24 protein-coding genes are annotated in these 18,952 nt (G+C 57.2%); 5 read left to right on the top strand and 19 right to left on the bottom strand.

Annotation, left to right across the window (positions count from 1 at the left end; genetic code table 11):
- Positions 1-11: 11 nt before the first annotated feature.
- The 3 genes from yfcD to yfcF all read right to left on the bottom strand — a co-directional run bounded on the left by yfcD (position 12) and on the right by yfcF (position 1,873).
- The gene (gene yfcD, locus ACR809_RS07800; protein WP_122051174.1) at positions 12-563 is read right to left on the bottom strand and encodes an NUDIX hydrolase YfcD; all 552 of its coding nucleotides are present in this window, start codon (positions 561-563) and stop codon (positions 12-14) included.
- Between the two features lie 57 nt (positions 564-620).
- On the bottom strand, positions 621-1,172 hold the full coding sequence (gene yfcE / locus ACR809_RS07795) for a phosphodiesterase (RefSeq protein ID WP_004174991.1): 552 nt from the start codon (positions 1,170-1,172) through the stop codon (positions 621-623).
- Positions 1,173-1,234: 62 nt separating this feature from the next.
- Positions 1,235-1,873: a glutathione transferase gene (gene yfcF / locus ACR809_RS07790; protein WP_004180746.1), complete on the bottom strand. Its 639-nt coding sequence runs from the start codon at positions 1,871-1,873 to the stop codon at positions 1,235-1,237.
- Between the two features lie 180 nt (positions 1,874-2,053).
- Here yfcF and yfcG point away from each other — a divergent pair, with 180 nt between their 5' ends.
- From yfcG to ACR809_RS07775, 3 genes are all read left to right on the top strand, one after another.
- Complete coding sequence (yfcG, locus tag ACR809_RS07785) at positions 2,054-2,683, top strand: GSH-dependent disulfide bond oxidoreductase (protein WP_004174988.1); 630 nt, start codon at positions 2,054-2,056, stop codon at positions 2,681-2,683.
- A gap of 65 nt (positions 2,684-2,748) precedes the next feature.
- Positions 2,749-3,111, top strand: coding sequence for a dihydroneopterin triphosphate 2'-epimerase (folX, locus tag ACR809_RS07780; RefSeq protein WP_002913200.1), 363 nt, complete (start codon positions 2,749-2,751; stop codon positions 3,109-3,111).
- An 18-nt stretch (positions 3,112-3,129) separates the two neighbouring features.
- The gene (locus ACR809_RS07775) at positions 3,130-4,023 is read left to right on the top strand and encodes a TIGR01777 family oxidoreductase (protein ID WP_122051173.1); all 894 of its coding nucleotides are present in this window, start codon (positions 3,130-3,132) and stop codon (positions 4,021-4,023) included.
- Here the strand turns inward: ACR809_RS07775 and ACR809_RS07770 are convergent.
- On the bottom strand, positions 4,003-4,119 hold the full coding sequence (locus ACR809_RS07770) for a hypothetical protein (protein ID WP_004217247.1): 117 nt from the start codon (positions 4,117-4,119) through the stop codon (positions 4,003-4,005). The two genes, ACR809_RS07775 and ACR809_RS07770, sit on opposite strands and share 21 nt — an antisense overlap.
- Positions 4,120-4,238: 119 nt before the next feature.
- Here ACR809_RS07770 and ACR809_RS07765 point away from each other — a divergent pair, with 119 nt between their 5' ends.
- Positions 4,239-4,766 (top strand): GNAT family N-acetyltransferase, encoded by a 528-nt coding sequence (locus ACR809_RS07765; RefSeq protein ID WP_048337189.1) that lies wholly within the window; start codon positions 4,239-4,241, stop codon positions 4,764-4,766.
- Between the two features lie 5 nt (positions 4,767-4,771).
- On the opposite strand, the gene hisP is transcribed toward ACR809_RS07765, so the two are convergent.
- From hisP to argT, 5 genes are all read right to left on the bottom strand, one after another.
- Positions 4,772-5,545, bottom strand: coding sequence for a histidine ABC transporter ATP-binding protein HisP (gene hisP, locus ACR809_RS07760; RefSeq protein ID WP_002913206.1), 774 nt, complete (start codon positions 5,543-5,545; stop codon positions 4,772-4,774).
- Positions 5,546-5,552: 7 nt separating this feature from the next.
- A complete protein-coding gene (gene hisM, locus ACR809_RS07755; RefSeq protein ID WP_002913207.1) occupies positions 5,553-6,269 on the bottom strand; it encodes a histidine ABC transporter permease HisM in 717 nt (238 codons plus the stop codon).
- Positions 6,266-6,952: a histidine ABC transporter permease HisQ gene (locus ACR809_RS07750; protein ID WP_002913208.1), complete on the bottom strand. Its 687-nt coding sequence runs from the start codon at positions 6,950-6,952 to the stop codon at positions 6,266-6,268. Before ACR809_RS07750 ends, hisM begins: the two co-directional genes overlap by 4 nt.
- 64 nt (positions 6,953-7,016) lie before the next feature.
- Entirely contained in the window at positions 7,017-7,799 is a 783-nt protein-coding gene (hisJ, locus tag ACR809_RS07745) for a histidine ABC transporter substrate-binding protein HisJ (protein WP_002913209.1), read from the bottom strand.
- 267 nt (positions 7,800-8,066) lie between these two features.
- Positions 8,067-8,849: a lysine/arginine/ornithine ABC transporter substrate-binding protein ArgT gene (gene argT / locus ACR809_RS07740; RefSeq protein ID WP_002913210.1), complete on the bottom strand. Its 783-nt coding sequence runs from the start codon at positions 8,847-8,849 to the stop codon at positions 8,067-8,069.
- A gap of 40 nt (positions 8,850-8,889) precedes the next feature.
- Between argT and ACR809_RS07735 the strand changes: the two genes are divergently transcribed.
- On the top strand, positions 8,890-9,051 hold the full coding sequence (locus tag ACR809_RS07735) for a hypothetical protein (protein WP_004140952.1): 162 nt from the start codon (positions 8,890-8,892) through the stop codon (positions 9,049-9,051).
- An 80-nt stretch (positions 9,052-9,131) separates the two neighbouring features.
- Here the strand turns inward: ACR809_RS07735 and ACR809_RS07730 are convergent, their stop codons facing one another.
- The 10 genes from ACR809_RS07730 to pdxB form a co-directional block, all read right to left on the bottom strand.
- Entirely contained in the window at positions 9,132-9,701 is a 570-nt protein-coding gene (locus ACR809_RS07730) for a UbiX family flavin prenyltransferase (protein ID WP_002913212.1), read from the bottom strand.
- A gap of 135 nt (positions 9,702-9,836) precedes the next feature.
- Complete coding sequence (purF, locus tag ACR809_RS07725) at positions 9,837-11,354, bottom strand: amidophosphoribosyltransferase (protein WP_002913213.1); 1,518 nt, start codon at positions 11,352-11,354, stop codon at positions 9,837-9,839.
- Positions 11,355-11,387: 33 nt separating this feature from the next.
- Positions 11,388-11,876 carry a colicin V production protein gene (gene cvpA, locus ACR809_RS07720; protein ID WP_002913214.1) on the bottom strand — a complete coding sequence of 163 codons (489 nt, stop codon included), beginning with the start codon at positions 11,874-11,876 and terminating at the stop codon, positions 11,388-11,390.
- Between the two features lie 216 nt (positions 11,877-12,092).
- A complete protein-coding gene (gene dedD / locus ACR809_RS07715; protein ID WP_004140953.1) occupies positions 12,093-12,782 on the bottom strand; it encodes a cell division protein DedD in 690 nt (229 codons plus the stop codon).
- A complete protein-coding gene (folC, locus tag ACR809_RS07710; protein ID WP_032418611.1) occupies positions 12,772-14,040 on the bottom strand; it encodes a bifunctional tetrahydrofolate synthase/dihydrofolate synthase in 1,269 nt (422 codons plus the stop codon). The genes dedD and folC overlap by 11 nt, the downstream gene beginning before the upstream one ends.
- Positions 14,041-14,115: 75 nt before the next feature.
- Positions 14,116-15,036, bottom strand: a complete 921-nt coding sequence (accD, locus tag ACR809_RS07705) for an acetyl-CoA carboxylase, carboxyltransferase subunit beta (RefSeq protein ID WP_002913220.1) — start codon at positions 15,034-15,036, stop codon at positions 14,116-14,118.
- Positions 15,037-15,222: 186 nt separating this feature from the next.
- Complete coding sequence (locus ACR809_RS07700; RefSeq protein ID WP_008803926.1) at positions 15,223-15,882, bottom strand: DedA family protein; 660 nt, start codon at positions 15,880-15,882, stop codon at positions 15,223-15,225.
- Positions 15,883-15,908: 26 nt separating this feature from the next.
- Complete coding sequence (gene truA, locus ACR809_RS07695; RefSeq protein ID WP_122051172.1) at positions 15,909-16,721, bottom strand: tRNA pseudouridine(38-40) synthase TruA; 813 nt, start codon at positions 16,719-16,721, stop codon at positions 15,909-15,911.
- Positions 16,721-17,734, bottom strand: coding sequence for an aspartate-semialdehyde dehydrogenase (locus ACR809_RS07690; RefSeq protein WP_122051171.1), 1,014 nt, complete (start codon positions 17,732-17,734; stop codon positions 16,721-16,723). The genes truA and ACR809_RS07690 overlap by 1 nt, the downstream gene beginning before the upstream one ends.
- Before the next feature lie 63 nt (positions 17,735-17,797).
- Complete coding sequence (gene pdxB / locus ACR809_RS07685; protein ID WP_040173486.1) at positions 17,798-18,934, bottom strand: 4-phosphoerythronate dehydrogenase PdxB; 1,137 nt, start codon at positions 18,932-18,934, stop codon at positions 17,798-17,800.
- Between the last annotated feature and the right edge of the window lie 18 nt (positions 18,935-18,952).

Genomic DNA, 18,952 nt, shown 5'->3' with positions numbered 1-18,952 from the left:
GTTTGCGATCTTTATTCGCGCTCGCTCTCTTCCGCATCATCATACTCATTACCGGCGTTGCGGGTCATCCACAGCGCCAGCGCTTTCAGGGAGTCCGGCGTGAACTCATCGCAGCGGGCGGTGATCTCTTCCGGCGTTAACCAGCACACCTCGCTGACCTCTTCTTCCTGCAGGGCGAACGGCCCGTGGGAGACGCAGCTAAACAGACTTCCCCAGACGCGGCAGTATTTGTCTTCGTAATAAAACTGGCCGTGATCGGCAAACGGCACCCCGGCGATGCCTAACTCCTCTTCCGCCTCGCGACGGGCCGATTCCAGCAGCTGCTCATCAGCCTGCACGACGCCGCCAGCGGTGGCATCCAGCATGCCCGGATGAAAGTCTTTTGTCTCGGTGCGTCGCTGCACCAGAATTTTCCCCATTCCGTCATGAACGACGATATAGGTCGCCCGGTGGCGCAGGCACTGCGCGCGCATTTGCTCGCGGCTGGACTGTGCTATCACCTCATTGTTTTCATTAACAATATCGACCCATTCTGTGCTTGCCAAATGATTCTGTTCCGCCATCAGGAAACCTTACTTTAAATGCGCTCTCGCGGCGCGTCTTTATGATTGAGGGCTAAATTACGGGTAAATTGCAACCTCTGCAATAACCTGATTATCATTGAGTGCTAAAACCTGCAGCCGCCCCTGATCCAGCAGCCCATAGCTGGCGGAATATCCCCCTTTCGGGATACTCACTGAGCCGGGATTAAAGAGGTAAATTGCGCCGCGTTTTTCCGCGACCGGTATATGAGTATGGCCATATGCCAGGACATCGCCAGCGGCCAGCGGCGGCAGATTATCCGGACTATAGAGATGCCCGTGGGTCAGAAACAGGCGATAGCGTTCGCTAAGCACCTGCTGCCAGGGCGCGGTCATTGGAAAACGAAGCAGCATCTGATCCACTTCGCTGTCGCAGTTGCCGCGAACAGCAACAATGCGTTCCGCCACGCTGTTCAACCGCTCCGCCACCTCACCCGGCGCATACCCCTCAGGCAGCGCGTTGCGCGGACCGTGATTGAGCACATCGCCGAGTATGATCAGCCACCTGGCGCCGCTTTGCGCGAACCGTTCAAGCACGCGTTCCGTGGCGGGCAGCGAACCATGAATATCGGAGGCAAACATCAGCTTCATAGGTTCCATCTCCACTGGTTACGATGCCTCTATGATAGCGGAAGCGCGGCGGGTTATCAGCCTCAGCGTTTGGCGGAAAGCGCCACGTAACGCTGGATTGAGGCCCGCTGCCACTGGAAAGACGCATAATCAGCCAGCGCCTCCGGTACCTTATCGCCATTGAGAACCAGGCGATTGAGCATCAGCGCCAGGTCTGCGTCGGCAATAGACCATTCGCCAAATAAATTTTGCCCGCCGTGGGCCAGTAGCGTGGTGGCGGTGGCAAACAGCTTTTCCGCAGATTGCCTGCCGGCCTCGCTGAGGTCCGGCATTTTCGCCCCGTCAAACACCACGGCGGTGGATCGCTCTTCACGAATTGGCATCAGATCGCTGCGCAGCCAGGCCTGGATCTGCCGGGCGCGGGCTCGTTTTTGCAGATCATGCGGGTAGATGCGCTCCCACTCCGGCGGCGCAAAACGCTCATCCAGATACTCGGTAATCGCCGAAGACTCACTTAGCGCGAAATCATCAACCTCCAGCAGCGGTACGCGACGGGTGGCGGCATAGCCTGTCCAGCCCGCCTGCAGATGTTCGCCGCGGTTCAGGTCGACGGTTTTAAGGGTAAAAGGCAGGCTTTTTTCCTGCAGAGCGACATAGACAGACATCACGTACGGTGAGAAAAAATCGGCATCGGACCACAGGGTAATGACAGGCTGGCTCATAGCTTCCTCAAGGGTGGTAGACAGGACAATAAGCCAACATAGCCTGTCTTACAGGCGATGTCACTGCTCGAACGCGGACGACTCGTCGCCTGGCTGCCGGGTCGCTTGCGGAATTTCTCCCGGGTGGCGCAGCTTCACCTATACTCGAACAGTTTGCGACCCACGACGGCGGGAAATATTATGATCGATCTTTACTATGCACCCACCCCAAACGGCCACAAAATCACCCTGTTCCTCGAAGAGGCGGAGCTAGCCTATCGGCTAATTCGGGTCGATATCGGCAAAGGGGAACAATTTCATCCGCAGTTTCTGGCGATTTCGCCGAATAATAAAGTTCCGGCTATCGTCGACCACATGCCTGCTGACGGCGGGGCGCCATTGAGCGTTTTCGAGTCCGGCGCCATCCTGCTCTATCTGGCGGAAAAAAGCGGTAAGCTGCTGAGCGGCGAGCTGCGGGAACGCTACGTCACGCTGCAGTGGCTGTTCTGGCAGGTCGGCGGGCTGGGGCCGATGCTGGGGCAAAATCAACATTTTTCCCACTCCGCGCCGCAAACCGTGCCCTACGCTATTGAACGTTTTCAGGTGGAAACCCAACGACTGTATGGGGTGCTAAATCAGCGTCTGGGATGCAGCCCGTGGCTTGGCGGCGACCACTACAGTATCGCCGACATCGCCGCCTGGCCCTGGGTGAACTGCCATGTCCGACAGCGTATCGATCTGGCGAACTATCCGGCGGTGCACAACTGGTATGAGCGCATTAAGCAGCGGCCGGCAACGGCGGAAGCGATGTTAAAAATTCAGCTTTATTAACCCCCTGCTCGCCCGTCGCGCTTTGTTGTATGATTGCAGGACTTACACCACGGAGGAAGCCTGCAATGTCTCAACCAGACGCCATTATTCGTATTAAGAACCTGCGCCTGCGGACTTTTATTGGTATTAAAGAGGAAGAGATCGCCAACCGCCAGGACGTAGTAGTGAATGTAGCCATTCACTACCCTGCCGATAAAGCGCGCGACAGCGAGGACATCAATGATGCGCTGAACTATCGCACCATTACCAAGCGCATAATCAGCCATCTTGAGAATGGCCGTTTTTCGCTGCTGGAAAAATTAACTCAGGATGTGCTGAATATCGCATGCGAACATCACTGGGTCACATATGCTGAAGTGGAGATTGATAAACTTCATGCGCTGCGCTATGCCGACTCGGTGTCCATGACCATGAGCTGGCGTCGCTAACCATGTCAGGGAGGTGGTATGAAGATCCTGGTTACTGGTGGTACCGGCCTGATTGGCCGACATCTGATACCCAGATTGCTGGAGCTCGGGCATAGCGTCACGGTCTCCACGCGACATCCGGATACCGCCCGCGCCCGTCTCGATCCGCGCGTCACCCTGTGGCGCGATTTCGAGGGCCATCACCACCTCAATGATATTGATGCCGTCATCAACCTGGCGGGTGAACCCATCGCTGATAAACGCTGGACGGCCGAGCAGAAACAACGCTTGTGCCATAGCCGCTGGGATCTCACGCAGCGGCTGGTGGGCCTGATCCACGCCAGCGACACCCCTCCCTCCGTGCTGATCAGCGGGTCTGCCATCGGCTACTATGGCGACCTCGGCGAGGTGGTGGTGACCGAAGAAGAGCCACCGCACAATGAGTTTACCCATAAGCTGTGCGCCCGCTGGGAGCAAATTGCCTGCGAAGCGCAAAGCGAGCGCACCCGCGTCTGCCTGCTGCGCACCGGCGTGGTACTGGCTCCGCGGGGCGGTATTCTCGGCAAAATGACACCCGCCTTTAAGCTCGGCCTCGGCGGGCCTATCGGCAACGGCAGACAGTACCTGGCCTGGATCCATATCGACGATATGGTTAACGGCATTCTGTGGCTGCTGGATAACGATCTGCGCGGTCCGTTCAATATGGTTTCTCCCTACCCGGTGCATAACGAGCAGTTCGCCCATGCGCTGGGTCATGCGCTCCATCGACCGGCGATTTTCCGCGTTCCCGCCGCCGCTATCCGCCTGTTGATGGGGGAATCCGCCGTCCTGGTGCTTGGCGGCCAGCGCGCGCTGCCAAAGCGTCTGGAGGCCGCCGGCTTTGCCTTCCGCTGGTACGATCTGGACGAAGCGCTAAAGGATGTGCTGAGTTAATGGCTGACACAGGGGAGCATTGGCTCCTCTGATTCCATTCTGCTGGCTCATGCTCCACGCCTGGATGGCCTCACCCTGGCGCTGCAGCATCGCCATATTCAGGACAACCAGCGCCCTTAATCGCCTGAATTCACCGCCAGCCGGCCGGTTCGCCGGTGTTACCTGGCAAAGCAAAGTGCTAAGGTAGGCTTTTCTTTCTGCGTATTGACTGCTTTATGACGACCATCACCACACCACGCCTTTCGCTTACCCGCTTTGTTACCGATGACTGGCCCTTTTTTCTGCGCCTGCGCCAGGATCCGCAGGTGATGCGTTTTATGGGGGAGGTGTTAAGCGAGGATGCGCTGCGCAGCGTCTTCGTCAGTCGCTGTGCCGATCCCGGGGTGTTTGTATTGCGCGATAAATTCGGCGAGGCGCTGGGCGATATTGGGCTCCGCATCAGCCCGAAAAATCCGCACGAAGCTGACGTCGGCTACGCGCTGCTGCCTCAGGCTCAGGGAAAAGGCTATGCCAGCGAAGCGCTGCGGGCGGTCTGCGAGTATGGTTTCACCACCCTGGGGGTGCAGGCCATCAATGCCTGGGTGCTGGGTGAAAACCGTGGCTCATCGCGCCTGCTGGAGAAGCAAGGCTTTGTGCGCACCCAGGTGCTGGAGAAAGCCTATCATCTGAACGGCGTCGATTACGATGACTGGATCTATCGGCTGGAGCGGGAAGCTCATCCGGCGTCCGCAGACGCCGGATGAGCCGATTATTTCAGCGAACCTTTCAGAAACTGCTGCAGGCGCGGGCTTTTCGGCGCGCCAAACAGCGCATCCGGATGCCCTTCTTCTTCAATTTTACCCTGATGCAGAAAAATGACATGTGAAGAGACGTGGCGGGCAAAGCCCATTTCATGGGTCACCACCACCATGGTTTTTCCCTCTTCCGCCAGCTGCTGCATAATGCGTAACACTTCGCCCACCAGTTCCGGATCCAGCGCGGAGGTCGGCTCATCAAACAGCAGCACTTCCGGTTCCATCGCCAGCGCGCGGGCAATAGAGACACGCTGCTGCTGGCCACCGGAAAGATGCACCGGATACTTCGCTTGCTGACGTTCGTCTATCCCGACCTTGGCCAGATATTTTACCGCCCGTTCGCGCGCTTCCTGTTTGCTTAAGCCCAGCACCTGAATCGGTGCTTCCATGACGTTCTCCAGCACCGTCATATGGCTCCACAGATTGAAATGCTGAAACACCATGGTCAACCGGGTGCGCAGCAGGCGCAACTGGTTCTTGTCGGCCACCTTCAGCTGGCCGTCTTTATCCCGTACCAGACCAATATTTTGGCCGCTGACGACGATCGTGCCTTCGCTCGGTTTTTCAAGGAAGTTAATACAGCGCAAAAAGGTACTTTTTCCGGAACCCGATGAACCGATGATGCTGATAACGTCCCCGGCTTTCGCCTGCAGCGAGACGCCCTTCAGCACCTCGTGTTCCCCATAGCGTTTATGCAGATCGATAACGTTTAATTTATTGTCGGACATGGCGTTCTCAATGCGTCGAAGAAGGTTTGATATGCTGCAACCAGCGCTTTTCCGCTTTACGGAACAAGCTAATCAGCACATACGAGATAATTAAATAAAGCACCGCGGCGATGCCAAACGCGGTGAACGGCTGATAGGTGGCCGAGTTGATATCGCGGGCGATTTTCAGCAGATCCGGTACCGTAGCGGTAAACGCCAGCGCGGTAGAGTGCAGCATGAGGATCACTTCGTTACTGTAGGCCGGCAGTGCAATCCGCAGCGCGGAAGGCAGAATAATGCAGCGATACAGTTTGACCGAAGAGAAGCCGTAGGCCCGCGCTGCTTCAATTTCTCCGGCGGGTACTGAGCGGATCGCGCCGGCGAAAATTTCAGTGGTATAGGCGCAAGTATTCAGGGTTAACGCCAGAACCGTGCAGTTTAGCCCGCTGCGGAAAAAAGCGTTCAACAGCTCCGTGCCTTTGACGATTTCCAGGGTATACATGCCGGAGTAAAAAACCAGCAACTGCACATACAAAGGCGTGCCGCGAAATATGTAAGTGAACAGCCAGATGGGGAACTGGATAAACTTATTGCTCGAGACGCGGCCGATGGCCAGAAACACCGCCAGGATGCCCCCCATTACCACTGAAGAGATCAGCAACCATAAGGTAATCGCCACGCCGGTAAAGCGATAGCCGTCGGTCCACAGTAGTGATTTCCAGTACTCCTGAATAATTTCAATCACAGGTCAGCCCTCTTCACGCCAACGGTATAGCGGCGTTCGAGCAGCAGCAGTACGCCATTAGAAACGGTGGTAAACACCAGATAAATCAGGCCGCAGACGATGGCGAAGTAGAACGGCTGCCAGGTGCTTTTCCCGGCCAGCTGCGTGGCTTTGACCACATCCTCCAGCCCCAGCAACGAGACCAGCGCCGTCGCCTTGAGGATAACCTGCCAGTTGTTGCCTATCCCCGGCAGCGCGTAGCGCATCATCGCCGGGAAGAGAATACGCCGGAACGTCTGCCCGCCGCTAAAGCCAAAGGCGGTAGCCGCTTCGATATGCCCCTTCGGCACCGCCAGGTAGGCGCCGCGGAAGGTTTCCGTAAAATAGGCGCCATAGATAAAGCCAAGGGTAATAATCCCGGCGATCATCGGATCGATATCAAACTGGGCCATACCCAGCGCGTCGGTAACGCTGTTTAGCGCAATCTGCAGGCCGTAGAAAATCAGCAGCATCAGCACCAGATCGGGCACGCCGCGGATAAGAGTGGTATAGCCTTCAAACACCAGCGCCAGTGGACGGTTGCTCGATAACTTTGCGCCAGCGCCCGCCAGCCCAATCAGGACGGCGAGAACGACCGAGCTGAGCGCAAGCTCCAGGGTGACGAGCGCACCCTGCAAAATAACCTGTGAAAACCCATACAGCATGCTGCCTACCCTGTCTGTCATTCACCATTGCGCGCGAAACGCACGCAATGGCGAGGCGTGAGAATTATTCGCCGTATACGTTAAAATCGAAATATTTTTTCGCCAGCTTGTCGTAGGTGCCGTCCTTACGCATCTCTGCAAACGCCTTATTCAGCGCTTCACGCAGTTCGTTGTCTTCCTTACGCAGCCCCATACCGGTGCCAACACCAAACAGTTTCTCGTCTTTGATTGACGGGCCACCAAACTGGTAATCTTTACCAATAGGCTGTTTCAGGAACCCTTCGCTGGCCGCGACCTCATCCTGGAACGCGGCGTCGATCCGGCCGGCGGTCAGGTCGGAATAGATATTGTCCTGCCCCTGATAGGAGACAATTTCGATACCTTTCGGCGCCCAGTGCTCATTGCCATAGGTTTCCTGAGTCGTCCCCTGCAGCACGCCCACGCGCTTACCCTTGAGGGTGGCGAGATCCGGCGTTACCGGGCTGCCCTTTTTCACCACCAGACGCGAATCTGCCGCATACAGCTTGTCAGTGAAGGCAATTTCCTGCTGGCGCTTTTCTGTAATCGACAGCGAAGACATAATCGCGTCGATTTTCTTCGCTTTTAAGGAGGGGATCAGCGCATCCAGCGGGTTTTCAACAAAGGTACATTGCGTATTAATACGCTTACACAGCTCTTTTGCCAGATCGATATCAAAACCGACCAATTCTCCCTGCGCATTCTTCGATTCGAAGGGAGCATAAGTCGGATCGGTACCGATACGAATTTTTTGCGGGATGGCGGCAAAGACCGTGGAAACGCTGGAAAGGGCCAGCGCTAAAGAGAGAGACAACGCCAGTTTTTTCATAACTATCCTCGACAGACTGTCATTCTAACGGGTTTATTAGAACTATTTACGCCAGTTATCGTGCCATTATTCGCCCCTTAAGGGCAAAGATTTATGCACCAGAAAGGCCGATTTTTTGCATCAGAAACGCTTAACTATGCATTTTTTAGCCAAAAAACTGGCTGCTTTTGCACTGAAATGATCCACAGCGCGTTTAGATGCACCCTTTTGGGGCATGGATACGAACCTGGCGGCAGGCCCACCCCATTGTGCGGGCCTGCAGCAGTCTTAGTCGCCGTACACGTTAAAATCGAAGTATTTCTTCGCCATTTTGTCGTAGGTGCCGTCTTTACGCATTTCGCCCAGCGCTTTATCAAACGCGGCTTTCAGCTCGGCGTCGTCCTTACGCAGGCCGATACCGGTGCCGTCGCCAAAGTACTTTTTGTCTTTAACGGACGGGCCGGCGAAGGCGAAATCTTTCCCGGCAGGCTGTTTCAGGAAGCCTTCGCTGGCGGCGACTTCATCCTGCAGCGCCGCATCCAGACGGCCAGCTGCGAGGTCTGAATAGATCAGATCCTGGTTCTGGTAAGCCACCACGTCAACGCCCTGGCTGCGCCAGCGGTCGTTAGCATAGGCTTCCTGAGTAGAACCCTGCAGCACGCCGACGTGCTTGCCTTTCAGCGCCTCCAGCGTCGGCTGGATCGGCGACCCTTTGGCGGCGATCAGACGCGAGTCAGCGGCATATAGCTTGTCAGAGAAGGCGATCTCTTGCTGGCGCTTCTCGGTAATAGAGAGGGAAGAGATGATGGCATCAATCTTCTTCGCCTTCAGGGAGGGGATCAGGGAGTCAAAATCGCTGCCGACCCAGGTACATTTCACCTTAATTCGGGAGCACAACTCATTGCCTAAATCGATATCAAAGCCAACAAAGTCCCCTTTCGCGTCTTTCGACGAAAATGGCGCATAGGTCGCGTCAGTGCCAATGCGAATGCTCTGCGGCAGAGCAGCAAACACGCTGGCCGTGCTGCTCATTCCCACGAGTAAAGAGAGAGCCAGAATCGTCTTCTTCATACAGTACCCTTAAGTGTCGTGATGTGGTGAGTTGCTTGTTATGGTGATTGCCGATCAATCCTGCAGTTTTTGTGCCATCTTCCCGGTGCGTGCCGGGAACAGGGTTAAATTTGTTAAAATAAAGTTGCAGGATTGTCTTAAAAGGGAAGATACCAGCATTACTGGCGAAACCGCAGCGCCTGAGCGCAAAAAGACGAAATAAATGTCGAGGATTTGATCGCGGCAACAAATTTGCACCACCGCAGCGCAAGCGTACATTTCATGCACCACTATAGTGCGACACTAGGCCCCCTGCCAGCGGGTAAACAAGTCGTGCTCCAGACTAATATCAAATTGATCGAGTACCCGATTGACGGTCTGGTTGATGACATCGTCCAGGCTTTGTGGCCGGTGGTAAAAAGCCGGTACCGGCGGCATTATCACCGCCCCCAGCTCTGCAGCCTGAACCAGCAGACGCAGATGGCCCAAATGGAACGGCGTTTCCCGCACGCAGAGCACCAGCGGACGACGCTCTTTCAGCACGACATCCGCCGCCCGGGTCAGCAGGCCATCCGTATAGCTATGGACAATGCCCGAGAGCGTCTTCATTGAGCAGGGTAAAATCACCATCCCGGCGGTTTTAAAAGAACCGGAAGAGATACTGGCGGCGATATCGCGGGCGTCATGCACCACATCGGCTAGCGCCTGCACCTCACGTACGGAGTAGTCGGTCTCCATGGCCAACGTCTGGCGCGCCGCCTGGCTGAGGATGAGATGAGTTTCAATATCCGGCACATCTCTTAGCACCTGCAGCATCCGCACGCCGTAAATGGCGCCGCTGGCGCCGGAAATGCCAATAATCAGTCGTTTCACGTTCTGTTACCCCTTGCGCGTGTGCCGCAGACTTTGCCGGATTATAGCCTCTGGCGCAACTATTGACGCACAGTTGAGGGGCGAAAAAAAGCCCGCCGTCCTTTCGGTACGGCAGGCCCGCGACGCGTGAACGGCTTAACCCTCGTTGTGCATCTCGAGGTTTTCGACTTCGTTCTGCAGCTGGACCGCTTTGGCATCATCGTTACGCAGGGAGTCAAGATAGTCGAGGTACTGCTGGTCGACATCCCGGGTCACATATACGCCGTTGAACACCGAGCATTCAAACTGCTGAATATCCGGGTTCTCCGCGCGCACCGCGTCGATCAGATCGTTGAGATCCTGGAAAATCAGGCCGTCGGCGCCAATGATCTGGCGGATCTCATCCACTTCGCGGCCATGGGCGATCAGTTCGTTGGCGGTCGGCATATCGATACCGTACACGTTCGGGAAACGAATTTCCGGCGCAGCGGAGGCGAGATACACTTTTTTCGCCCCTGCTTCACGCGCCATCTCAATGATCTGCTCCGAGGTGGTGCCGCGTACAATGGAATCATCGACCAGCAGCACGTTCTTATCGCGGAATTCCGCACGGTTGGCGTTGAGCTTACGGCGAACAGATTTACGACGCAGCTGCTGACCGGGCATGATAAACGTCCGGCCGACGTAGCGGTTCTTCACGAAGCCCTGACGATAAGGTTTGTCGAGAATGCGGGCGATTTCCAGCGCGATGTCGCAGGAGGTCTCCGGGATCGGAATAACGACGTCAATATCCAGATCTTCCCACTCGCGGGCAATCTTTTCGCCCAGCTTAGTCCCCATGTTGACGCGGGCGCTGTAGACGGAAATTTTGTCAATAAACGAGTCCGGACGGGCAAAATAGACGTACTCGAACAGGCACGGGTTGCTGACCGGATTATCGGCACACTGACGGGTATAGAGCTGGCCCTTCTCGGTAATATAGACCGCTTCGCCCGGCGCCACATCGCGCAGGAATTCAAAACCAAGCGTATCAAGGGCCACGCTCTCCGAGGCCACCATATACTCGGTGCGACCGTCGCCAACGTCACGTTTACCCAGCACCAGCGGACGAATGCCGTTAGGGTCGCGGAAGGCCACCATGCCATGCCCGATGATCATCGCCACGCACGCGTACGCGCCGCGGATCAGGCGGTTGGTCGCCGCAATCGCCGCGAAGATGTTGTCCGCTTCCAGCGGGTAGTGACGGAAGTTATCCAGCTCACTGGCGAAAATATTGAGGAGGATTTCGGAATCAGAGGTGGTATTGATATGGCGGCGTTTTTCTTCAAACAGCTTTTTACGCAGCTCGTGCGCATTGGTCAGGTTGCCGTTATGCGCCAATGTGATGCCATACGGCGAGTTAACGTAAAACGGCTGCGCCTCGGAGGCGCTGGAGCTGCCCGCCGTAGGATAACGCACGTGGCCAATACCCATATTGCCCTGCATACGCTGCATGTGGCGGGCCTCGAATACGTCGCTTACCAGCCCGTTAGCCTTACGCAACCGGAAGCAGTTGTTGGCATCAATGGTGATGATGCCAGCGGCATCCTGTCCACGGTGCTGGAGCACCGTTAGCGCATCATAAATCGACTGGTTAACCGGCATAACACCGGCGATACCGACAATACCGCACATACGTCTTTTCCTCGTTCAGCAACGACCCAAAGTCTATACTTTAGGCAAGAAACTTGACGAGCTTTGCAGGTATTCAAAAAACCATCTGATGACGGGGGTAAAATAGGGAATAAACTGCGACTGATGCCAGTCATCGCTCTTCGCCATCCCGGTAAAGGTGTCCAGGAAGAACAGGATAGCGGCGATGATCAGCACCCCACGTAGCGCGCCGAAGCAGATCCCCAATACCCTGTCGGTTCCTGACAAACCGGTCTTCTCCACCAGCTGGCCTATCACATAGTTCACGATAGCGCCAACGATGAGCGTCACGATAAACAGCGCCGCAATAGCAATCCCATTTCGAACCCGTTCATCCTCAAAGCCCGTAAACCAGACAGACAGGTCAGCGTAGTAATGGCTGGCGACATAAAACGCGCAACCCCACGTGACTAACGATAAAGCTTCGCGAACAAAGCCGCGGATCAGGCTGACCAGGCAAGAAAGACCCAGCACCGCCATAATGGCGTAATCAATCCAGACCATATACGTCCCACGATTTACGCCCTGTCGTCCAGTTCGGGGCGCATTCTAACAGAAAAAGAAAACGTTTGCGTAGGGATTTCCATGCCCTACAGAAATAAAAATGGCGCTGAAAAAACATTCAACGCCAGACTGCCTTTCGCCTCTTCAGGGCGGCTGAGACAGGGTTTGCGGGGCGTTTCTCCCCGCCACGTTCTCTCCGCATGGCGGAAAAAACAATCAGTTCGGGGTGAAGCCCATCACCACCCCGCTAAGCCCGGAGATCTGCTGCAGATCGCCCAGCTGGCCTTTCAGCTTGTCTTTTGACGCATCCGGGCCGACGAGGATGCGGGTAATTTTACCCTGTACCGGCGTCGAAGGCGACGTATAGACTTTGAAACCCGAGGCCCGCAGTTTACCGACAATCTCATTCACCTTATCGGCGTTCTTCAACGCGCCCAGCTGAACCACATAGGCTTTGCCGGTCGGCGCCGGCAGGGCCGCCTGCTGCTGCGGTGGCTGTTGCTGCTGTGGCTTAGCCGGCGGCGGCGTTGGCGTCGAGGCCTGCTGTTGCGGCTGCGGTTTCGGCTGCGGCTTGGGCTGCGGTTTCGCGGCCACCACCGGCTCCTGAACGTCATCGAAGCTGTTGCTGTTCACCGGAATACGCGATGGATCTAACGATGGCGCGGCGGCATCGCCCGCCCGCACCTCTTCCGCCGCCCCTTCCGGCGGTTGCGAAGGCAACGCCTGGGTTGCCGCCGGCAACATATCCGGTTCATCGCGATCGCCTGGTTTCGGTACCAGCGGGATCGCGGCAAACTCATCCTGGTAATGCTTTTTCTGCCCGTCCAGCAGCCCTGGCAGGATAATCACCCCCAGCGCCACCAGCACGATTGTCCCGACTAAACGGTTCTGAAACTTACTCGCCACCGATTCTCCCCGCGTCTATCTCTTCCATAACCTGCGCTACGGTGTGAAACGAACCACACACCAGCACGGTATCTTCCACTTTAGCGTCAGCCATGGCCGCACGCCACGCCTGCGCCACGCTGCTATAGACTGTACCGCAGCGCAAATGTTCCACCAGCTGCTCTGCCGTCGCGCCGCGCGGGCCATCCAGCGGCGCGCAGTACCAGGCATCGACTTCCGGGGCCAAATTGGCCAACGTGCCGGCGATATCCTTATCATGCAGCATACCAATAACCGCCAGCACGCGTCCCGTTTTCGCTAACGTTTTGAGACGCCCGGCGAGATAGGCCGCCGCGTGCGGGTTGTGCGCCACATCGAGGATCACTCGCGGGGCGTCGCTGATTATCTGAAAGCGTCCCGGGAGCATCGCATCGCGGATCCCTGCGCGCAGGATAGCGTCATCCACGGCAAGCCCGCTGGCGCGCAGCGCCGCCACGGCCGTCGCCGCATTCGGCAACGGCACCTGAGGCAGAGGCAGGTGGCTTATCGCCCCTGCCGTATCGCGGAAGGACCATGTTTCGCCTTCCACCTCATAGCGCCAGTCGACGCCGCGGCGCTGGAGCAGCGCGCCCTTCTCGCTAGCCACTTCCGCGATGGTGAGCGGCATATCCGGCTCCCCCACCACCGCCGGTTTACCGGCGCGAAAGATGCCCGCTTTTTCCCGGCCGATACTTTCGCGATCCGGGCCCAGCCAGTCGGTATGATCGAGGGCGATGCTGGTGACCACCGCGACGTCGGCATCAACGATGTTGGTGGCGTCGAGACGCCCGCCGAGCCCGACCTCAAGGATCACCACATCCAGCTGCGCCTGCTTAAACAGCCATAGCGCCGAGAGCGTGCCGTATTCAAAATAGGTCAGCGAGATGTCACCCCGCGCCGCTTCGATTTCAGCAAACGAAGCCGTATGCGCCGCCTCCGGCAGTTCAGCCCCCTGAATGCGCACGCGTTCGGTGTAGCGCACCAGATGCGGAGAGCTGTAGACCCCCACTTTATAACCGGCCGCCATCAGGATGGTTTCCAGCGTGCGGCAGGTGGTGCCTTTACCATTGGTGCCCGCGACGGTAAAAACGAACGGCGCCGGTTTAACGATATCCATCTGCCCGGCGACCTCGCTGACGCGCGCCAGCCCAAGGTCGATGGTTTTACTGTGCAGATGTTCCAGATAAGAAAGCCACGTAGCCAGGGGCGACGTGGCCTGAGGAATAGGATCTTTTTCCATGATGCCCGTAAGAATTGACGGTTAACGCGTATGAATAAAAAAGGGCAGCGCCGCCAGGCCCTGCCCTCTGCTTTATCAGGCCTCAGGTTCCTGATCCGGTGCCGGCGGCACCACCACGCCTTCATGAGGCGCTTCCGAAACGGCAACCGGCGCCGGCAGGTTCATCAGCTTCGCCAGAATGCTGGCCAGCTTGAGACGCATTTCCGGACGGCGAACGATCATATCGATCGCCCCTTTTTCAATCAGAAACTCACTGCGCTGGAATCCCGGCGGCAGCTTCTCGCGTACGGTCTGCTCGATAACGCGAGGACCGGCAAAGCCGATCAGCGCTTTCGGCTCGGCAATGTTCAGATCGCCCAGCATCGCAAAGCTCGCCGATACGCCGCCCATGGTCGGGTCGGTCAGCACGGAGATGTACGGCAGTCCGCGCTCCTGCATTTTCGCCAGCGCCGCGGAGGTTTTCGCCATCTGCATCAGCGACATCAGCGCTTCCTGCATACGGGCGCCACCGGAGGCGGAGAAGCAGATCAGCGGGCAGTTATCTTCCAGCGCCTGCTCCACCGCGCGTACAAAGCGTGCGCCGACGACGGAACCCATCGATCCCCCCATAAAGGAGAATTCAAAGGCGGCGGCAACCACCGGCATCGCGTAGAGCGTACCTTTCATCACCACCAGCGCGTCTTTCTCGCCCGTCTCTTTCTGAGCGGACGCCAGGCGGTCTTTGTATTTTTTTGAATCGCGGAACTTCAGCACATCTTTTGGCTCAAGTTCGCTACCCAGTTCTACCAGAGAACCTTCATCCAACAGGCTATGCAGGCGATTACGCGCCGACATGCGCATATGGTGATCGCACTTAGGACAAACCTCCAGGTTGCGCTCCAGCTCGGCGCGGTAGAGTACCTGACCGCAGCTGTCGCACTTGGTCCATACACCCTCAGGAATGCTCGCCTTGCGGGTGGGAGTGATGTTGCTTTTAATTCGTTCAATCCAGCTCATTGATAACCTTTCTGCCTGAACCTGGTCGATGCCAGTTTTGTCGTAAGGGGCGCATAATGCCATTTTTGCCTCTTACAGACCATGAATGTTGCACATTAAATCATATCATCCCGGAACATGGGATAAAAAAGTGGTCAAACCGCTGCGCGCGACGATCATGCTCGGTCACGCGCAGCGCAGGGCGAACTACTTCGCCTGCTTTGACGCCGCCCGCTTGTGGCGGATGATCTCAATCACACCCGGCAGGACGGAGAGGACAATGATCGCCACGATCAGCAGCTTCAGGTTCTCCTGCACCACCGGCAAATCGCCAAACAGATAGCCGGCATAGGTGAACAGCAGCACCCACAGCAGCGCCCCAACCACGTTATAGGCTGCAAAATGACGATAGGACATATGCCCCATTCCCGCCACAAACGGAGCGAAGGTTCGGACTATCGGCACAAAGCGCGCCAGGATAATGGTTTTCCCGCCGTGACGTTCGTAAAAGCTGTGGGTTTTATCCAGATAGCTGCGACGGAATATCTTTGAGTTCGGATTGCTGAACAGCTTTTCGCCGAACAGCCGGCCAATGGTGTAGTTGACCGCATCGCCGACGATGGCCGCGATGACCATCAGCAGTACCATCAGGTGGACATTGAGATCGTTGGTTGGCAAGGCCGAGAGCGCGCCCGCGACGAACAGCAGGGAATCGCCCGGCAGGAATGGCGTCACCACCAGCCCGGTTTCGCAGAACAGAATCAAAAACAGAATGGCATAAACCCAGACGCCATACTGGGCAACCAGTTCGGCAAGGTGCACATCAATATGCAGGATGAAATCAATTAAAAAGTGAATCAAGTCCATGTTTGTCTTTACCCTTAATGACCCTATTAGTCCGCCAGAAACAGCGGGCCCATTGGCAGCACCGGTAAATCATAGTGGGCCGGGTAATCCACCGACACCAGATACAACCCTTCCGCTTTTGCCGTTGCCGCAGCGAGCGTCCTGTCTTTTGCTGCCAGCAGTTCTGCCATCCAGCTCTCCGGCTGGTTTCCGGCCCCGACCTCCATCAGGCTGCCTACAATATTCCTGACCATATGATGTACAAAGGCATTCGCTTTGATATCCACCACCACATACGCGCCGTAGCGGGTAACGTTAATATGCATCACGTTGCGCCACGGGGTACGCGACTGGCACTGTACCGCGCGAAACGAGGTAAAGTCATTCTCTCCCAACAGACACTGCGCGGCGCGCTGCATACGCTCGGCGTCGAGCGGCTGGTGAAAATGCGTCACGCCATGACTTAACACCGCCGGACGCAGGCGATGATTATAGATGACGTAGCGATAGCGGCGCGCCGTGGCGCTGAACCGGGCGTGAAAATCCGCCGGTACATGTTTGACCCAACGCACCGCGATGTCACCAGGTAAATTCGCATTTACCCCCAGCGTCCAGGCGGCATCTTTCCGCTGCGCCCGGGTTTCGAAATGCACCACCTGGCCGGTGCCATGGACGCCGGCGTCGGTGCGGCCGGCGCAAAAGACGGTAATCGGTTCGTTCGCCACCTGCGAGATCGCCTTTTCCAGCTTCTCCTGCACGCTGCGCACTTCGTTTTGCCGCTGCCAGCCGTAATATTTGCTGCCGTCGTACTCGATGCCCAGCGCGATTTTACAGATCGGCTGTTGCTCCATCTCAGACATCAGTACAGGTACTCCTCAATCAGCTTCTCGGCGATCTTCACCGCCATCAGCGCGCCGCCGAAGCGCACGTTATCCGCTACCGACCAGAACTGGATCTGCTCCGGCATACCGTAATCGTTATGCACGCAGCCGATGGAGAGGCGAGCATTGCCTGAGGCATCACCAACCTGGGTCGGGAATTCGCTCTCTTCAGAAAGTTCGATATCCTCGCCGCGGGTAAAAGCGTCGCGCGCCTCCTCCGCCGCCAGCGGGCGCATCGCTTCGAAGCTCACCATCTGCGCATGGCCGTAGAAGACCGGCGACTGAACGACGCTGGCGGAGATCATCAGCCCGTCATCCTGAAGAATTTTGCGCGCTTCATCGACGATCCGGCGCTCTTCGCGCACGCTACCTTCACGATCCGGCAGCAGCGGCAGCATGTTGAACGCCAGCTGGCGACCAAAGAAATCGTCTTCATCGATAGGGATGCCGTTCAGCAGCTTAGCGCTCTGCCCCGCCAGCGCATCCACCGCTTTTTTCCCCTGCCCCGAGGCGGAGAGAAGGTTAGTGACGCTAATGCGCGACAACCCGCCCTGATCGATCAGCGGTTTGAGCGCCGTCAACAGCTGACTGGTCAGGCTATTAGGCACCGCAATCAGGTTGCGGTTGCGATAATCGCCTAATACGAACGGGTTCACGTCCGGCACCACCAGCGGTACGTCCGGCTCCAGCGCAAACAGGCCGCTGAGATCGATAACCAGACACCCGGCGTTGGTCGCTTCTTCGACATACGCTGCACTGGCTTCGACGCCGGCGGCGAAGAAAGCCAGCTGGGCCTGGGTCCAGTCAAATTCGGCGGCGTCTTTGACGATCACCGACTTGCCACCAAAACGCAGATGTTCGCCCGCGCTGTCGTTGCGCGCCAGAGCAAAAATCTCTCCTACCGGGAACTGGCGTTCAGCAAGAGTTTCGAGCAGGGCTTCGCCTACGGCGCCCGTTGCGCCCAGTACGGCAATATTCCAGCCTTCAGACATGGTGGTTAACTCCAGAAATAAAGCGGCCCCGCCGGAGTATCCGGCAGGGGCATTAAGAAGACATTAACGAACAGGATGATGCACGGCGTTAAAACCGAGCTGGCGCAACAGCGTCGCCGCCTGCTCATCGCTGCACTGCACATACAGCGAAGACCATTCGCGACGTTCCTGATAATTTTTACGCAGCTTGTCGAATTCACCGGCGATGCCGGCCACCTTCCGCAGCGGCGCATCATCGCGGCGCACATCATACACCAAGTGGACCAGTCTTTTCAGCGTCGGCTGATCGAGCGGTCCATGCAGGGTAATGCGGCCAAATTCCGGCGCCGGCAGCAGAGTGTCCAGCGCTACCTGCTGCGGATGGCCGATAAAGGCGCTGTAGGCTTCAAAAACCTGCGTCGTCCCGCGCGCTTTCCCTTCGAGGGTGTAGCCGGCGATATGCGCGGTACCGATATCCACTCGCTTGAGAAGCTCAACGTTTAGATCCGGCTCCGGCTCCCAGACGTCCAATACCACACTCAGCGGCTGACCAGCTTCCAGCCGCTTTAGCAGTGCGGCGTTATCGACCACCGGCCCGCGGCAGGCGTTGATCAAAATCGTTCCAGGCTTCAGGCGGCTTATCAGCGCCTCATCCGCCAGATGCAGGGTTTTATATTGCCCTTCTTTATACAGCGGCGTATGGAAGGTGATGACATCGGCTTCCTGGACCAGCGCCTCGAGGGAGCGGAAGTCACCTTCGTCGCCGCGATCGGCGCGCGGTGGGTCGCAGAGCAGAGTTTTGATCCCCAACGCTTCCAAGCGCTTTTGCAGTCGCCCGCCAACGTTACCGACGCCGACGATCCCGACGGTGCGATCGCGCAGTGCAAAGCCGTCGCGTTCAGCCAGCATCAGCAGCGATGAAAAGACGTACTCTACCACCGCAATGGCGTTACAGCCGGGCGCCGCAGAGAAACCAATCCCCGCCTGCTGCAGCCACGCCTGATCGACGTGATCGGTGCCGGCGGTAGCGGTGCCGACGAACTTAATGGCCTTGCCGGCGAGCAATGCTTCATTGACCCGGGTGACCGAGCGCACCATTAGGGCATCCGCATCGGTCAGGGCATCGGCCGGGACCGGACGGCCTGGGATCGCCTGCACGTCGCCTAAACGGCTAAAAAGCTCACGGGCATAGGGCATATTTTCATCAACGAGGATTTTCACAGTTCAGTACCTGTCTGA

Origin of the sequence: Klebsiella sp. CD33 (assembly GCF_051992865.1) — a bacterium.
In the GTDB taxonomy this organism is placed as follows: domain Bacteria; phylum Pseudomonadota; class Gammaproteobacteria; order Enterobacterales; family Enterobacteriaceae; genus Klebsiella; species Klebsiella pneumoniae.
This window is presented reverse-complemented; position numbering and strand designations above follow the sequence as displayed.

Bases quoted from the DNA above. Each gene is read 5' to 3' on its own strand.
- accD (WP_002913220.1), bottom strand. From the start codon at position 15,036: ATGAGCTGGATTGAACGAATTAAAAGCAACATCACTCCCACCCGCAAG.
- ACR809_RS07765 (WP_048337189.1), top strand. From the start codon at position 4,239: ATGACGACCATCACCACACCACGCCTTTCGCTTACCCGCTTTGTTACC.
- hisJ (WP_002913209.1), bottom strand. From the start codon at position 7,799: ATGAAAAAACTGGCGTTGTCTCTCTCTTTAGCGCTGGCCCTTTCCAGC.
- ACR809_RS07775 (WP_122051173.1), top strand. From the start codon at position 3,130: ATGAAGATCCTGGTTACTGGTGGTACCGGCCTGATTGGCCGACATCTG.
- yfcF (WP_004180746.1), bottom strand. From the start codon at position 1,873: ATGAGCCAGCCTGTCATTACCCTGTGGTCCGATGCCGATTTTTTCTCA.
- ACR809_RS07770 (WP_004217247.1), bottom strand. From the start codon at position 4,119: ATGGCGATGCTGCAGCGCCAGGGTGAGGCCATCCAGGCGTGGAGCATG.
- argT (WP_002913210.1), bottom strand. From the start codon at position 8,849: ATGAAGAAGACGATTCTGGCTCTCTCTTTACTCGTGGGAATGAGCAGC.
- yfcG (WP_004174988.1), top strand. From the start codon at position 2,054: ATGATCGATCTTTACTATGCACCCACCCCAAACGGCCACAAAATCACC.
- truA (WP_122051172.1), bottom strand. From the start codon at position 16,721: ATGTCTGAGATGGAGCAACAGCCGATCTGTAAAATCGCGCTGGGCATC.
- hisP (WP_002913206.1), bottom strand. From the start codon at position 5,545: ATGTCCGACAATAAATTAAACGTTATCGATCTGCATAAACGCTATGGG.
- ACR809_RS07690 (WP_122051171.1), bottom strand. From the start codon at position 17,734: ATGTCTGAAGGCTGGAATATTGCCGTACTGGGCGCAACGGGCGCCGTA.
- cvpA (WP_002913214.1), bottom strand. From the start codon at position 11,876: ATGGTCTGGATTGATTACGCCATTATGGCGGTGCTGGGTCTTTCTTGC.
- ACR809_RS07735 (WP_004140952.1), top strand. From the start codon at position 8,890: ATGGTGATTGCCGATCAATCCTGCAGTTTTTGTGCCATCTTCCCGGTG.
- ACR809_RS07750 (WP_002913208.1), bottom strand. From the start codon at position 6,952: ATGCTGTATGGGTTTTCACAGGTTATTTTGCAGGGTGCGCTCGTCACC.
- folX (WP_002913200.1), top strand. From the start codon at position 2,749: ATGTCTCAACCAGACGCCATTATTCGTATTAAGAACCTGCGCCTGCGG.
- ACR809_RS07700 (WP_008803926.1), bottom strand. From the start codon at position 15,882: ATGGACTTGATTCACTTTTTAATTGATTTCATCCTGCATATTGATGTG.
- purF (WP_002913213.1), bottom strand. From the start codon at position 11,354: ATGTGCGGTATTGTCGGTATCGCCGGTGTTATGCCGGTTAACCAGTCG.
- folC (WP_032418611.1), bottom strand. From the start codon at position 14,040: ATGGAAAAAGATCCTATTCCTCAGGCCACGTCGCCCCTGGCTACGTGG.
- yfcE (WP_004174991.1), bottom strand. From the start codon at position 1,172: ATGAAGCTGATGTTTGCCTCCGATATTCATGGTTCGCTGCCCGCCACG.
- yfcD (WP_122051174.1), bottom strand. From the start codon at position 563: ATGGCGGAACAGAATCATTTGGCAAGCACAGAATGGGTCGATATTGTT.